This window comes from Microcystis aeruginosa NIES-4325 (assembly GCF_008974145.1).
In the GTDB taxonomy this organism is placed as follows: domain Bacteria; phylum Cyanobacteriota; class Cyanobacteriia; order Cyanobacteriales; family Microcystaceae; genus Microcystis; species Microcystis aeruginosa_G.
On record NZ_BJKP01000001.1, the window covers coordinates 36,310 to 50,343 of the forward strand.

Genomic DNA, 14,034 nt, shown 5'->3' on the forward strand with positions numbered 1-14,034 from the left:
GAAACTTTCGTCTCCGCTAATTCCATTGTAGAGGACAACTTAGAATCTTGAACGATTTGAAACAAACTGGCCAAAAAAATTTTTATTTCTTGAAGGGGCTGACTAATGCCCGATCCCCGTCTCGATGATGTAGCCTGAATAATAGAGGTGGCAGAGCTATATGGAAAGATTATGACAGTTACAGCCGATTATTTAGAACAACTCAATCCTTCTCAGCGCCTTGCTGTGGAGCATTTTTGCGGCCCTTTGTTGGTGGTTGCTGGGGCAGGATCGGGAAAAACCAGCGCTTTAACCTATCGTATCGCCCATTTGATCTGTCATCACGGGGTCGATCCGGAAAATATTCTCGCGGTCACTTTTACCAATAAGGCAGCCCGGGAAATGAAAACGAGAATTGAAAAAACTTTTGCTCAACAGAAAGCACAGGAAAAATACGGTCAAAGATTAGAACTTTTGGAAGAATACGAACAGAAAAAACTCTTTTCTCAAGTTTATCGGAATTATACTAAAAAACTCTGGATTGGGACTTTTCACAGTCTTTGCGGTCGTATTTTGCGCTATGACATTAATAAATATCAGGATGAATATGGTCATAGTTGGCAAAGAAATTTTTCGATCATGGACGAATCTGATGCCCAGAGTTTGGTGAAAAATATCGTCACTAAACAAATGAATTTAGACGATAAAAAATTTGATGCTCGCAATCTACGTTATGCGATTAGTAATGCCAAAAATTTAGGTTTAACCCCCAGAGATTACGCCAGAGAAAACCCTCATTTTCGGGGAAAGGTCATTTCTGAGGTTTATCAGGCTTATCAGATGCAATTGGCACAAAATAACGCCCTAGATTTTGATGATTTGATACTGGTTCCAGTCCGTCTTTTTCAGCAAAATGAATCTATTCTCGGTTATTGGCACACGCAATTTAAGCATATTTTAGTCGATGAATACCAAGATACTAACCGGATTCAGTACGAGTTAATTAGGCTTTTGTCCACCAATGGTGAAACGAAAAAAAGTGAGTGGAATTGGACGGATCGATCGATTTTTGTGGTGGGTGATGCCGACCAATCTATCTATAGTTTTCGGATGGCGGATTTTACTATTCTGCTCAATTTTCAAGCGGACTTTGGCGATGGTTTACCCGATGATGATACTCGCACGATGGTGAAACTACAGGAAAACTATCGTTCACGGGAAAATATTCTACAAGCGGCAAATAAGTTAATTGAAAAGAATAGTCAAAGAATCGATAAAGTCCTTGTTCCCACCAGAGAAGGAGGCGAGAGTATCTATGTTTTTAAAGCCAGAGATGAACAGGAAGAAGCGGCGTTTGTTCTCGATAAAATTCGAGAATTTACCCAAGAAAACCCCGAATTAAATTGGGGTAGTTTTGCTATTCTCTACCGAATTAATGCTCAATCTCGTCCTTTTGAAGATACGTTAATTCGCAATAATATCCCCTATAATATTGTCGGGGGATTTAAATTTTATGATCGACAGGAAATTAAAGATGCAATCGCTTATTTACGAGTGATTGCCAATCCTGCTGATACCGTTAGTTTACTGAGAATTATTAACACTCCCCGGCGCGGTATTGGTAAAACCACAATCGATAATTTGCTCAAAGCTGCCCAAGAATTAGGAGTACCTTTATGGGAAATTATCAGCGATGAAACTTCCGTTAATACTCTCGCTGGTCGTGCCACTAAAAGCATAAATAAATTAGCTAAAATTATCCAAAACCTGCAAGAAAAAATTACCGATTTATCCGCTAGTGAAATCTTAGATAAAATCATGGAAGATTCGGGATATATTGATGAATTAAAACAGCAGGGAACCGAGGAAGCTGATACCCGGATCGAAAATATTCAAGAATTGTATAGCGCTGTGGTACAATTCCAAGAAGAAAACGAAGAAACCAATCTCCAGGAATTTCTCGCTAGTGCTAGTTTAGCCTCGGATTTAGATAATCTTCAGGAAGGTCAAGAAAAAGTCTCGTTAATGACCCTTCATTCGGCCAAAGGTTTAGAGTTTCCTATCGTCTTTTTAGTCGGTTTAGAACAGGGCATTTTTCCCCATAATCGTAGTTTAAACGATCCCATTGCCCTTGAGGAAGAACGCCGTTTGTGTTATGTGGGGGTGACTCGGGCCAAGGAACAATTATTTTTAACCTACGCAAAAGAAAGATACGTCTGGGGGAATAAAGAGACAAAGGTAGCTTCCCAATTTTTGCAGGAATTGCCCCCAGAATTGCTCACAAGCAACCTGAAACCGAAAAAGACCCCAAAAGTGGTTCCCATGGAAAAAGCTGTCTCTAATCAAAGAAAATGGCAGGTGGGCGATCGAGTGTTACACTCCACTTTTGGAGAAGGAGAAGTGACCCATATCCTCAGTACGGGCAAAACAATGAATCTAGCGGTCAAATTTTCGGGTTTAGGTCAGAAAATCATCGATCCTCGCACCGCACCCATGCAACTTATCCACGAATAGGTAATCATCTGTAGGGTGGGTTAGGCGAAAATAAGTTATAATCTCACTAAAAATTGAGTATTCGCCGTAACCCACCGGCTTTTTACTCCCTATCTCCCCACTGATAACTGATTACTGTTCACTGATAACTGACACCCCCCGATTCCTCAACTCCGATCGCTACCTGCTGTTAAAATAGAGAATTGCGGTCAGACTGACGATAAAATTGAGAAGCTAAATCCTTGATTCTTAATAGTTGTTGAGAAACTTTCCGCCTACTATCGCAATTATCCGATAATATGGGCAACAGCGAGTTAGTCTATTCAGTCTGTTAAAATTGACCCCCGTTGGTCGTATTCGCGCACTGTCTAACCTTAATGATGAGGATCAGTTAATATGGAATCAATGCAACCGACCGAGACCAAAAATCCGATTAGAACGGATTTACCTGGGTCTCTGAGCAAACCCAGCAGCAGCACCGAACAGATTTGGTCTGAATATGTAGAACCAGTTTGGGATTCGGTGATGTCCTATCTGGCTAATGTCCCTGATTATATTGGTAGTTTCTTCTCTGGATACAAAAAACCTTTAATCGTTCTAGGGGCAATTTTAGCGAGTTTTGTTACCGTGAAAGTTACCCTAGCGGTCTTAGATGCGATCGATGATATTCCTCTCCTTGCTCCTATCCTACAATTAGTTGGAATCGTTTACACTGGTTGGTTTGTCTGGCGCTATCTGCTCAAGGATCAAAATCGCCGCGAGTTATTAGCCGAAATTGATGCACTAAAAGCGCAAGTTTTTGGCAGTCACAATAACCCTTTATAGAATCAAGCATAGATAACCCAGGAGTTGAGCGGAAACACTCAACTCTTTTGTTTTTGCACAAAAGCAACAATCGAGGCCGTCTGGTTTTTCTCACCGTATATGAACGGGAAAACAGAAATGACGGGGAAAAACGGATGGCTCTCTTATTCTTTGTGTGATAAGTTTAACTTATATAGGAGCAATCAATCTTTGTGTCCTTTGCGTCTTTGTGGTTCGTTCCACTCCCTCGCCCGCAGAACTGTATCTTAGAATATATTTTGCCAGATCACCAAACCCAAGAGAGCCAACGAATGCCCACAGAGAATTTATCAAGCGATTAAGTTGAGTATGAGGGCTTTTCTCTCTATTCTAACTCTCCTCCTCTGACAGAAGAGGGATATCTAAGAGCTAATTTCACGACCGAGGTAGGCAAGCTTCTCTAGAACAGATTGAAGCAGAGATCGCCGCTGCTCTACCACAATATCTAAGTTAGCCAACATATACTTTACGTCTTTGTAGGCATTGTCCAGCAAGACAAGTAATAATTCGCGATCGCTGGCAATATCTTTGGGGGATGGGTCACAAGTTGGTTGAGGTAATAAGTCCGCTGGTGGAGAAGGAAGGGATGGCGATCGCTCGGACTCTAGCTGTTGAATCGTTTGTTGTAAATTTTCAATCACCCCATACATTTCCATCGGGTCAAAAACCCTTAACAGACTGGTTTGTGTGACAATACCCAACCCCCGACCCCAGTTCCAAGAAACCACCAAACGCCCCACCCGCCGTTTTTGCATTTCCTGATGGGCTGTCCACAGGGAATCCTCGGGGCTGAGGAGAAATAAGGGCGTACTCATCACCGTCTGGGCCTTAGTTTTGTGCAGATCGATTTGAACTGCTTGAAATTGGACAAGATCTCGCTCTGTCACAATACCAACGGGGTAGTCATTATCTTCGGAATTTCTCTGGGTGATCACCACACAACTAACACGATGTTCCGCCATTAACTGTGCCAATTGCAGGACTGTGGCGGTGAGTGGGGCCTGTACCACTTGACTGGTCATCACATCCGATACGCGACGAAACCGCAACAGATTGGCCGGACGCAAAATCTGGCGAATACTTTCATGGGAGATCACCCCGATTAAGTGTCCTTGGTCATCGACAATCGGCAAATGGCGAATGCGGTAGCGCCGAAACAAAAACAGGGCAGCAAAAATGTCTTGAGCAGATTGCTGGGGCAACGTGATCAGGGGATGCACCATCACATCGGCAACGGTTGTCTCGGTCAGGTTAATTCCTTGGGCGGTGAGTCGCACCACATCCCGTTCTGTCAAAATTCCTAATAACTCTTGCCCTTGCACCACCAGCAGACAGCTAACACGCACCTCTCCGGCCGGAGCAGCTAGAGGGGATAGGTCATCGGTGAGCAAACACAGACGACTATGGGCCTGGCCGATCATAGCGATCGCATCTGCCAGGGAAGTGGTTGGCGGCACCGTCAAGGGGTGGCGATTGATCGCCTTTTCCAGATCGGGGGCCCAACTCAGAGGTGTATCGAGGGACATCAGCACCATCCTGCAATCACAAAGGCCAAGATAGACAGAACAGCCACCGGGCAAAGAACCCAGACTCTCAGAGTTGCCAAAACCCGTTCTAAAACTATCTCAAAGTGTAGCGTCATTTAACTTTTTCCTAAAAGATGTAACGTTTTATTACAATTTTTATTAAACTCGTAAAGATTTTAGACCCACTTCGGTGTATCATAGAGGGATGTAACAGGTTAAACCCTGAAACTTTTTATTTAGGGGTCATTCAGCCTCTAATGGTTTTAGGGGCTGCATCACCAGACGCTGGGGTGAGTACTTCCGGGTTCTGGTCGGCCTGAAGGGTTACTCCGGAAATTCTGGACACCTTTCCATAAAGTCGATCCAGCACCCGCTTTACGGAAATACGCTGCCATGGTAGACCGCGTTTGGTGGTGTAGCCCTGTTCATTAAGCCAATCGGCGATCTTCTGCAAGGATTTCCCTGATTTGTGATGACGGCGAATCAGTTCAATGACCCGGCACTCTTCCGGATCATCCACTAATTCCCCATCGATCGATCGTTGTCCAAAGGCAGGAGAGCCGTAGCCCGCATAACCACCGTTGCTTGCTTTTGCTTGTCTGCCTTGTTCTAGCCGCTCCCAGGCAGATAAATCGTTGGAAGGGGTCGCTGTCATAGGGTATCTAAATGCAATAACTTGCAAAACCATATTATCGCAACTTGACGTCGCAAATTTGTTTTGATTGGGAGCAGCCGATGACGACTTACAAATTAAAACCCCTGCATGAGCAGGGACTAGATATCACCATCGATGTCTGGGACGACCAAACTATAGACGATACCCCCGGGAGGCGGACATTGACTAATGCCATTTTGCTTTACTCATAGTCCTAGACCTCAACCCTTTTCAAAGAAGAAAGTTTCGGCGATAAGGCCAAGCATTTTTAGATGAGGAGCGGGTCAAGGCTGGATTTGTATTGTAAAACGCAGCGATCAGAGAATTTGTCCTAAGTTACACAAAATCAATTTGGAGATATAAACATGGGTACGGCTACATTTATTCAAGATGAAACTGAATTTGATTCCCTCTTAAAGAGTGAATCACTGTTGGTGGTAGATTGCACGGCAACCTGGTGTGGACCTTGCAAACTGGTGGCGCCGTTGATCGATCGATTGGCCGATGACTATCGCGATCGCGCCAAAGTCTTCAAACTTGACCTGGACAGTAACAAACCCGTGGCCAAACGCTTTGGGATTAGAAGTATTCCTGCTGTCATGGTATTTAAACAGGGGAAATTGATAGAAACATTAGTTGGGGTTAAACCCTATGAAGAATTTACGGCAGCCGTAGAACGACAATTATAGTCTTCCACCGTGAACAAACACTCTGGGCAAACGTCCGAAGTTGACCCTTTCCTTCTCACATCACTATTCAATTTTGAGGTATGGCGATGAACAAGCTTATAGAAATCCGGTGTCCCAACTGTGGTAGCGTAGCTCAACGGCTCTTGAGCGATCGCCTGCCCGCAGGATATAAGTGTCCAGCCCGGCAGGTTGCTCAGACGGAATGCCCAGTGTGTGATTATTTCATCGCCATGTGTTGGCAAAATGGTGCTGTGCTGGAAGCCTATGCTCCTGGCATTCAGGGGAACACAGCTGCGGCCATGCCGCCTCAGCCCCAACCAGCGATCGCCCATTGGTCTTTGTCATCTGTGTTCAAAGTGGCACTCAGCCCACAAGAGTCTAGGAAATTGCTATCGGGGCAACCCTAGTCAACTTTTGCATTTATACCAGTTCTTTCATTAAAAAAAACCAAACCATATATGCTGCAAGCTCAAGAAATTATGACCCAAAACGTTGTCACCATTCGTGGTTCGGCAACGGTTGCCGATGCTGTGAAATTGATGAAAGAAAAAAAACTGCGGGGTTTGATTGTCGAACCGCGCCATGAACAGGATCCTTATGGAATTGTCACCGAAACCGACATTGTTTACAAAGTGGCGGCCTTTGGCCACGATCCTAAAACTATGCGGGTCTATGAAATTATGGCCAAGCCCTGTGTGGTCGTCAATCCTGAACTGGGGGTGGAATATGTGGCTCGGTTATTTGCTCAAACCCGCATTCGCCGCGCACCGGTGATTCAGGGTAAAACTTTGCTGGGTATTATTTCTGTCAGTGATATTCTCTTCAAGAGCGATTTTGTTGAAAAGCCCAAGCGGTTGTTCATTGAAGATGAAATTGAAGCAGCCCGGGAAGACGCGCGGGCAATTTGTGCAGCCAAGGGTGAGACCTCTCCAGACTGCGCCGCGGCCTGGGATGTGGTGGAGGAACTCCAGGCGGAAGCCTCTCATCAACGGGTCAAAAAACAGGGGAGTAACTCACTCCAGTCCTACTGCGAGGCTAATCCCGATGCTTTAGAGTGCCGCATTTATGAGGATTAAATCTTTGCGGGTTTTGGGAAATTCGATCGCTTTGAGGGTGAGAATATGAACTACACGCGACTTCTCTAGGGCTGAGGTCGCGGTTTCTGTTGCTCTATCACCGACGCTTGCTTAAACCCCCATAATCAGCGTTTCGGGCGGTTTTTAACCATTTTCAGGGAAAAAGTCCCAGATTTTTACCTCCGATCTCTCCAATGGTGAGCACTTTTTGATGTCTAAAAAGCCTAAAGATATTATTGAACAAGGTTTTTACTTTTATTCAGCTGGACTTACATAACTTTGTACTTTCTCTCAGATTAACTCCTGTTAGTTCAACCTGCTGAAAGTAATAGTCAGGGATTTTTGTCTGTTGCAATTTATACAGAATAATGTGCGATTACCCTGGTCAAAATTGTTCAGGTTATTCTTAAACAAATACTTAATCGATTGATAAATTCTTTGTTGGTATCCGTTTTTTCCTGTCATTTCTGTTTTCCCCTTCCCTAGAGGGACGGAAAAGGGATATGCTGACTGCTGCCTTCCCAAAAGGAAAACTTTGTACCTCACCATTAAGATAACTGCTATAGCTTAACACCATAGTTCGGAAACCCGTACCGATCGAGCAGTTGTCAGGGGGCCTTCTATTTCGGTAAATTAGCACTCGGAAGGTAAGAGTGCTAATCTGAAAAAAGCACTTACCCAAATACAAGACAAACGGAGGATATTCCATGGCTGCAGTCAGCATCAACGTAACAACTGTTAAACCCCTAGGCGATCGAGTTTTCGTTAAAGTTAGCCCCAGCGAAGAAAAAACCGCCGGTGGCATTTTCCTTCCCGATGCCGCTAAAGAAAAACCCCAAATCGGGGAAGTTGTGGCCGTCGGCCCCGGCAAACGCAACGATGACGGTAGCCGGACCCCTGTAGAAGTAGGTGTGGGTGACAAAGTTCTCTACTCCAAATATGCCGGAACCGATATCAAACTTGGTGGCGAAGAATTCGTTCTCCTCTCCGAAAAAGACATTCTCGCCGCCGTTTCCTAGTCATCTACCCTTGAAAACCCCTATTTTGCACGAATAACGATACATTATGGCTAAATCTATTATCTACAACGAAGATGCCCGTCGCGCCTTAGAAAAAGGCATGGACCTCCTGGCCGAAGCGGTAGCCGTCACCCTTGGCCCCAAAGGTCGTAACGTCGTCCTCGAAAAGAAATTTGGCGCGCCCCAAATCGTCAATGATGGCATCACCATCGCTAAAGAAATCGAACTGGAAGACCATATCGAGAACACCGGTGTGGCTTTAATTCGCCAAGCTGCCTCAAAAACCAACGATGTAGCGGGGGATGGTACAACTACCGCCACCGTTCTCGCTCACGCTATCGTTAAAGAAGGTTTACGCAACGTCGCCGCCGGTGCTAACCCGATTTCTCTGAAAAAAGGCATCGATAAAGCTGCCGATTTCCTCGTCAGTCAAATCGCCAAACACGCGAAACCCGTAGAAGATTCCAAAGCGATCGCACAAGTGGGCGCTATCTCTGCCGGTAACGATGATGAAGTCGGTCAAATGATCGCCTCGGCCATGGATAAAGTCGGTAAAGAAGGCGTAATTTCCCTAGAAGAAGGGAAATCGATGACCACCGAACTAGAAATCACCGAAGGGATGCGTTTTGACAAAGGTTATATCTCTCCCTACTTTGTCACCGACACCGAACGCATGGAATGCGTTTTTGAAGATCCCGCTATTCTGATTACCGACAAAAAAATCGGTTTAGTACAGGATTTGGTTCCCATTCTCGAACAAGTGGCCCGTCAAGGCAAACCCCTAGTAATTATCGCCGAAGACATCGAAAAAGAAGCTTTGGCAACCCTAGTGGTTAACCGTCTGCGCGGTGTTCTTAACGTCACTGCGGTGAAAGCTCCCGGATTTGGCGATCGCAGAAAAGCGATGTTAGAAGATATCGCCGTCTTAACCGGTGGTCAAGTCATCAGCGAAGATGCGGGTTTAAAACTGGAAACCACCAAAATTGACAGCTTAGGTACGGCCCGTCGTATCACCATGAACAAAGATACCACCACCATCGTCGCCGAAGGAAACGACGTGGCAGTGAAAACCCGTTGTGAGCAAATTCGCCGTCAAATCGAGGAAACCGATTCTTCCTACGATAAAGAAAAACTGCAAGAACGTCTGGCTAAATTAGCCGGCGGTGTGGCAGTGATTAAAGTCGGTGCCGCTACGGAAACGGAAATGAAAGACCGCAAATTGCGCCTAGAAGACGCAATTAACGCCACTAAAGCAGCCGTAGAAGAAGGTATCGTCCCCGGGGGTGGTACTACTTTAGCTCACCTCGCTCCCCAATTGGAAACCTGGGCTAAAGAAACCCTACACCATGAAGAATTAACCGGCGCTTTAATCGTTTCTCGCGCCATTGCTGCTCCCTTAAAACGGATCGCTGAAAATGCCGGCCAAAACGGTGCAGTTATTGCCGAACGGGTGAAAGAGAAGCCCTTTAATGTCGGTTATAATGCCGCTACCGGTGAGTTCTCCGATATGTTTGAGGCGGGTATCGTTGACCCTGCGAAAGTGACTCGTTCTGCCCTACAAAATGCCGCTTCTATCGCCGGTATGGTTTTAACTACCGAGTGTATTGTCGTGGATAAACCCGAAAAAGAAAAACCCGCTGCTCCCGCCGGCGGTGGTGACTTCGACTATTAATAATTAGTCTATTTTTTCTCGACTCGATCGCTTAATTGCGATCGAGTTTTTTTGATAAAAAAACATCACTTCGGGTTAAGTACCTAAGCAAAATTAATTACACATATCTAGCCACCTCTTGCCTTTTGCCTTTTGCATGAGTGCCTTTCTTCACTAGGAAATTTATTTTGCACGACTACTTAATACGGAGTGAAACCCAACAACCGAGGATCTATTACCCTCTCCCTAAAGGAATCGCACTTGGCACGAGCAGAAACTGCCCGATGTTGCATACCACTTTCTAGCTATTTTGTCAATACACTATAGAATTAAATATCATACCAGACGGTAAATGATAAGAAAATCTAATCAATAGTTGAAAAGAAGAGACGGCTGCGATAGGCTAATCTACATAATTTCTTAACTTTTTTAGAGATCATGAAAACCTCATCTATGTCTTTGGTGTTGACAGGCATCAGTAGTTCATTTGTCCTAGTGGGGGGGGGTAAACCCTGTCCGCGCGGCGGTTCTGATCGGGAATCTCCCGCAAACGAATGATAATGGTGGTACTATTCTTACTGCCGATTCGGGGACTTTTGTAAAAGCACTCGCCTTTACCCTGCCCGCGGGTAACAATTACAGCCTCGACAACGCCATCCTGCGACTCGAGAACTACGAGAGTGGAGATGTTCCTCTCGTCCAGATCCGCAATGATGTCGGGGGTAGCGATCCGGGCAGTACCGTCCTCGCCAATTTCACCAATCCCACCCCTCAAGGAGTGGCAACCTTTGACTACACCTTCACTCCCACTGGCCCCCTCACGTTTACCGCCGGTACTAAATACTGGTTATACGTTGCCAGTACCGTTGGAGGGTTCAGCTGGCGCGCCTCTAATCCGGGTATAACCCCGACGGGCATCGCGACGCTATCGGGAAACCGGTTTAGGAACTTTAGTGGATCGAGTTTCAATAACAGTAGAACTCTCAACAGTTTCCAGATCAACGCGACCGAGATAACCGGTCCAGTGGCCAGCACGCCCGAACCTAGTGCGATCGCGGCGTTATCACTGTTCGGATTGGGATTACTGGGGGTTAAAGGTCGTCGGAACAAGGGATAAGTTGCCGGTGGTTGGGTTTCACTCTGTTCAACCCAACAACCGAGGATCTATGTCGGGTTTCGTTGCCTCAACCCGACCTACAAATTTACTATACTAATTTTTCCGTGATATTTGTCAGGATAATTTTTAGGGAATCGGTGACGGGGGATTGACTCATGAATTTCGGGGAATATTCGATCGCCTAGTAATATTGTAGGCTAATGATCAGCAATGGCAGAGATGCTTGATTTTCCTCACCGCCAACCCCCAAGGAGGCGGGATAGGGGTGTAGATGCCCGCCACGAATGCAGAAAAATTGTCTTAAATACTTCCTTTCCCCGCCTGAAATCGCACAATTCTTTATATAAAGGTTGTATCATAGTCAATGACATTGTTGCGATTGCTTTCCGCTTCTAATCTAGACTGTGTTGGGATTAGTCAAAGCTAATTGCAATAGTGATCTTTTACAGTCAATGGTTTTTTAAGTCCTTTAATACGCGATGTCTATCCTCAATCAAGAAAATCTTAAGCTGGCAACCCTCACCCTGTTCCAAGAATACCAAAAAACAGGGGATAATAAGTTACGGGATCGGATTATGGAGTTAAATTTAGGATTAGTCAGAAAGGAAGCTCATCATTGGGTCAATCAATGCCATGAAAATTACGAAGATTTAGTGCAGGTTGGCTGTATGGGATTAATTCGGGCGATTAAGCGTTTTGACAGCAGCAAAGGTAATGCCTTTAGTTCTTTCGCTATTCCCTATATTCGCGGCGAAATTCAACACTATCTGCGGGATAAAGGTTACACAGTTCGTATTCCTCGCCGTTGGTTAGATTTAGGCAGACAAGCGACAAATGTGCGTCGGCATTTCCAAACTGTTCACAATCGTCAACCCAACGATACGGAAATCTCCCTCGCTTTAAATATTTCCCTCGCAGAATGGCAAGAGGTAAAACTGGCTTTCCAAAACCGTGAACCCCTCAGTCTCGATGTGACGGTTAATAACGATGAAGATAATAATACCTGTTTAAAAGACCTCATTCCCGATCCCCATTATCGCAGCTTTCAACTATGTCAAGAGGATCGCATTCGTTTACAACAGGCACTCGCTCAATTAGAAGACAAAACCCGTCATATTCTCGAATTTGTCTTCCTTAAAGATCTTACTCAACGGGAAACCGCCGAACAATTAGGCATTAGTGTCGTTACCGTCTCCCGTCGGGTGAAAAAAGGTTTAGAAATTCTCAAGGAAACCATGACTCAAGAAGTATTTTAAGCAAATTATCGGTTCTCAACCCCTAAAATCTCCAAAAATCAGAAAAATGATCAAAACACACCTCAAAAACTCAATTTTTTGCATAAAAACAACATTATTAGGATTGGGATGCTCTCAGCTTATTTTTGCCCAAATAGTAAGTAATTTAAAACCCCACCTAAATATTCATACTGCTCGATCGAATTATAGTAGTGAGCAGAAATTCTCAGAATTAATGATGCGTCTCCCCAGGTAATTATCGGCACTTCAATCTGATATTTTTCCCAGAGTTGTCTAGATAGATCTTCTGCTGTCCAAGAATAATTAGGAATTAGAATCGAGGACATCGATCCGATCATTGATTCTGGACAGGGATAATTGACCTGCAAGGTACGACAAAGCAAATTTCTGGCTTTTAAAGCCAAATTACGATTCCTCGCCATCAGACCCAGTAAACCATCAATAGAGAGAGAATTTAAAAACTCGATCGCTTTTGGCACTGATAAATAAGCACTGGGATCATCGGTTCCCATCCAAGCAAATTCTAACTGAAAACGGGAGCGATCTTGTCGAGGAGAATTTGCGCCATGGCTAATAGTTAAAGGTCGAATTATTGCCTGTTTATCCCTGCGAACATAGAGAAAAGCAGCCCCCTTGGGACTACATAACCACTTATGACAATTAGCAGTATAATAGGTGGGATTAATTTCCCTGATATTAAGGGGTAAAAAACCTAAAGCATGAGCGCCATCGATAAGAGTATCAATAGCCCGATTATTTAATTCTTGCACAATTTCTGCGATTGGCCAAATTAAGGCCGTGGGACTGGTGACATGATCTAAAACTACTAATTTTGTCTGGGGAGAAACAGATGCTAAAATTGCCTGACTAATTTCTAAAGGAGACTGTACAGGAAAGGGAATTTTAGCGATAATTACCTTCAATCCCCATCTTTTAGCTATATGTTTAACTGCATTAGCACAAGCATTATAGGTCTGATCGGTGATCAAAATTTCCTCATTTTCCTGAAAAGTTAAAGAATTTAACACCGCATTCACTGCTGTGGTTGCATTGGGAACAAAGACTAAATCAGCGCTATTTACTCCCACTAAATCCGCTAATTTTTGCCTAGCAATATCTAATAATCCTTCTAACTCTCTCCCCAAAAATGCTAAAGGTTGTCTTTCCATTCTTTCCCGTAATTGTTGCTGATAATCCAAGACTATTCTAGGGGTTGCACCATAGGAACCATGGTTGAGAAAATAAATATTATCGGGAATTAACCAAGAGTTTTTGGACATATTGAATTAATTTGATTTTATTCAGAACTAGAAAAAATAGCTGAAAAATTGCCTATTGTATTCAGCTTCTAACTAGCTAGTATATGACATAACAACCCATTTTAGATTAATCTGCCATGGTTTGAAAACGATGGATAATTGCAGTTATAAAAGTTTCTCCATCTATGAAAGGATGATTTTCGGGAGATTGATATTTTCCCGTTTTCACTTTCCGTTGGATTAGATGCTCTTGTTGTCGGGGAAGATGTAAGTAGGTAGCTATTATGACTATCTATTGAGAAAATCAGCGGCTCTCTTCTTCTTTGTGTGATCAGTTTGACTTATATAGGAACGCTCAATCTTTGTGTCCTTTGTGTCTTTGTGGTTCGTTCCAAGTACTGTATCTTAGAATACATTTTACCCAACAAACCTAAGAGAGCCAATCAAGTTGATCTTAATTTTAACCTAAAT

Annotated in this window: 13 protein-coding genes and 1 pseudogene; 11 read left to right on the forward strand and 3 right to left on the reverse strand. The window is 44.2% G+C overall.

The genetic code is table 11. The features are described from left to right. Positions 1-171: 171 nt before the first annotated feature. The gene (gene pcrA, locus MiAbW_RS00165; protein ID WP_151694409.1) at positions 172-2,493 is read left to right on the forward strand and encodes a DNA helicase PcrA; all 2,322 of its coding nucleotides are present in this window, start codon (positions 172-174) and stop codon (positions 2,491-2,493) included. Positions 2,494-2,868: 375 nt separating this feature from the next. After that, positions 2,869-3,297 (forward strand): CAAD domain-containing protein, encoded by a 429-nt coding sequence (locus MiAbW_RS00170; protein ID WP_151694410.1) that lies wholly within the window; start codon positions 2,869-2,871, stop codon positions 3,295-3,297. Between the two features lie 380 nt (positions 3,298-3,677). Here the strand turns inward: MiAbW_RS00170 and MiAbW_RS00175 are convergent, their stop codons facing one another. After that, positions 3,678-4,850 carry a CBS domain-containing protein gene (locus MiAbW_RS00175; protein ID WP_151694411.1) on the reverse strand — a complete coding sequence of 391 codons (1,173 nt, stop codon included), beginning with the start codon at positions 4,848-4,850 and terminating at the stop codon, positions 3,678-3,680. Between the two features lie 238 nt (positions 4,851-5,088). Beyond that, complete coding sequence (locus MiAbW_RS00180) at positions 5,089-5,529, reverse strand: recombinase family protein (RefSeq protein ID WP_151694412.1); 441 nt, start codon at positions 5,527-5,529, stop codon at positions 5,089-5,091. Between the two features lie 47 nt (positions 5,530-5,576). Here MiAbW_RS00180 and MiAbW_RS20370 point away from each other — a divergent pair, with 47 nt between their 5' ends. From MiAbW_RS20370 to MiAbW_RS00220, 9 genes and pseudogenes are all read left to right on the forward strand, one after another. Beyond that, complete coding sequence (locus MiAbW_RS20370; protein ID WP_274596513.1) at positions 5,577-5,708, forward strand: hypothetical protein; 132 nt, start codon at positions 5,577-5,579, stop codon at positions 5,706-5,708. 153 nt (positions 5,709-5,861) lie between these two features. Continuing rightward, the gene (trxA, locus tag MiAbW_RS00185) at positions 5,862-6,185 is read left to right on the forward strand and encodes a thioredoxin (RefSeq protein WP_002763751.1); all 324 of its coding nucleotides are present in this window, start codon (positions 5,862-5,864) and stop codon (positions 6,183-6,185) included. 80 nt (positions 6,186-6,265) lie between these two features. Beyond that, complete coding sequence (locus MiAbW_RS00190; protein ID WP_002751596.1) at positions 6,266-6,592, forward strand: hypothetical protein; 327 nt, start codon at positions 6,266-6,268, stop codon at positions 6,590-6,592. Between the two features lie 51 nt (positions 6,593-6,643). Beyond that, positions 6,644-7,261, forward strand: coding sequence for a CP12 domain-containing protein (locus MiAbW_RS00195; RefSeq protein ID WP_151694413.1), 618 nt, complete (start codon positions 6,644-6,646; stop codon positions 7,259-7,261). A gap of 707 nt (positions 7,262-7,968) precedes the next feature. Beyond that, complete coding sequence (gene groES, locus MiAbW_RS00200) at positions 7,969-8,280, forward strand: co-chaperone GroES (RefSeq protein WP_002737272.1); 312 nt, start codon at positions 7,969-7,971, stop codon at positions 8,278-8,280. A gap of 46 nt (positions 8,281-8,326) precedes the next feature. Then, complete coding sequence (gene groL, locus MiAbW_RS00205; protein ID WP_151694414.1) at positions 8,327-9,952, forward strand: chaperonin GroEL; 1,626 nt, start codon at positions 8,327-8,329, stop codon at positions 9,950-9,952. A 511-nt stretch (positions 9,953-10,463) separates the two neighbouring features. Then, positions 10,464-10,928: pseudogene (locus MiAbW_RS20640) on the forward strand (choice-of-anchor R domain-containing protein); the annotation flags it as partial. Positions 10,929-10,955: 27 nt separating this feature from the next. Next, on the forward strand, positions 10,956-11,048 hold the full coding sequence (locus MiAbW_RS19480; RefSeq protein WP_172967330.1) for a PEP-CTERM sorting domain-containing protein: 93 nt from the start codon (positions 10,956-10,958) through the stop codon (positions 11,046-11,048). A gap of 479 nt (positions 11,049-11,527) precedes the next feature. Further along, on the forward strand, positions 11,528-12,304 hold the full coding sequence (locus MiAbW_RS00220) for an RNA polymerase sigma factor SigF (protein ID WP_151694415.1): 777 nt from the start codon (positions 11,528-11,530) through the stop codon (positions 12,302-12,304). Between the two features lie 119 nt (positions 12,305-12,423). Here the strand turns inward: MiAbW_RS00220 and MiAbW_RS00225 are convergent, their stop codons facing one another. Continuing rightward, complete coding sequence (locus MiAbW_RS00225) at positions 12,424-13,584, reverse strand: aminotransferase class V-fold PLP-dependent enzyme (protein WP_151694416.1); 1,161 nt, start codon at positions 13,582-13,584, stop codon at positions 12,424-12,426. Positions 13,585-14,034: the final 450 nt, after the last annotated feature.

Coding starts and splice junctions, on each gene's coding strand:
- pcrA (WP_151694409.1), top strand. CDS start 172: ATGACAGTTACAGCCGATTATTTAGAACAACTCAATCCTTCTCAGCGC.
- MiAbW_RS00170 (WP_151694410.1), top strand. CDS start 2,869: ATGGAATCAATGCAACCGACCGAGACCAAAAATCCGATTAGAACGGAT.
- MiAbW_RS00175 (WP_151694411.1), bottom strand. CDS start 4,850: ATGGTGCTGATGTCCCTCGATACACCTCTGAGTTGGGCCCCCGATCTG.
- MiAbW_RS00180 (WP_151694412.1), bottom strand. CDS start 5,529: ATGGTTTTGCAAGTTATTGCATTTAGATACCCTATGACAGCGACCCCT.
- MiAbW_RS20370 (WP_274596513.1), top strand. CDS start 5,577: ATGACGACTTACAAATTAAAACCCCTGCATGAGCAGGGACTAGATATC.
- trxA (WP_002763751.1), top strand. CDS start 5,862: ATGGGTACGGCTACATTTATTCAAGATGAAACTGAATTTGATTCCCTC.
- MiAbW_RS00190 (WP_002751596.1), top strand. CDS start 6,266: ATGGCGATGAACAAGCTTATAGAAATCCGGTGTCCCAACTGTGGTAGC.
- MiAbW_RS00195 (WP_151694413.1), top strand. CDS start 6,644: ATGCTGCAAGCTCAAGAAATTATGACCCAAAACGTTGTCACCATTCGT.
- groES (WP_002737272.1), top strand. CDS start 7,969: ATGGCTGCAGTCAGCATCAACGTAACAACTGTTAAACCCCTAGGCGAT.
- groL (WP_151694414.1), top strand. CDS start 8,327: ATGGCTAAATCTATTATCTACAACGAAGATGCCCGTCGCGCCTTAGAA.
- MiAbW_RS00220 (WP_151694415.1), top strand. CDS start 11,528: ATGTCTATCCTCAATCAAGAAAATCTTAAGCTGGCAACCCTCACCCTG.
- MiAbW_RS00225 (WP_151694416.1), bottom strand. CDS start 13,584: ATGTCCAAAAACTCTTGGTTAATTCCCGATAATATTTATTTTCTCAAC.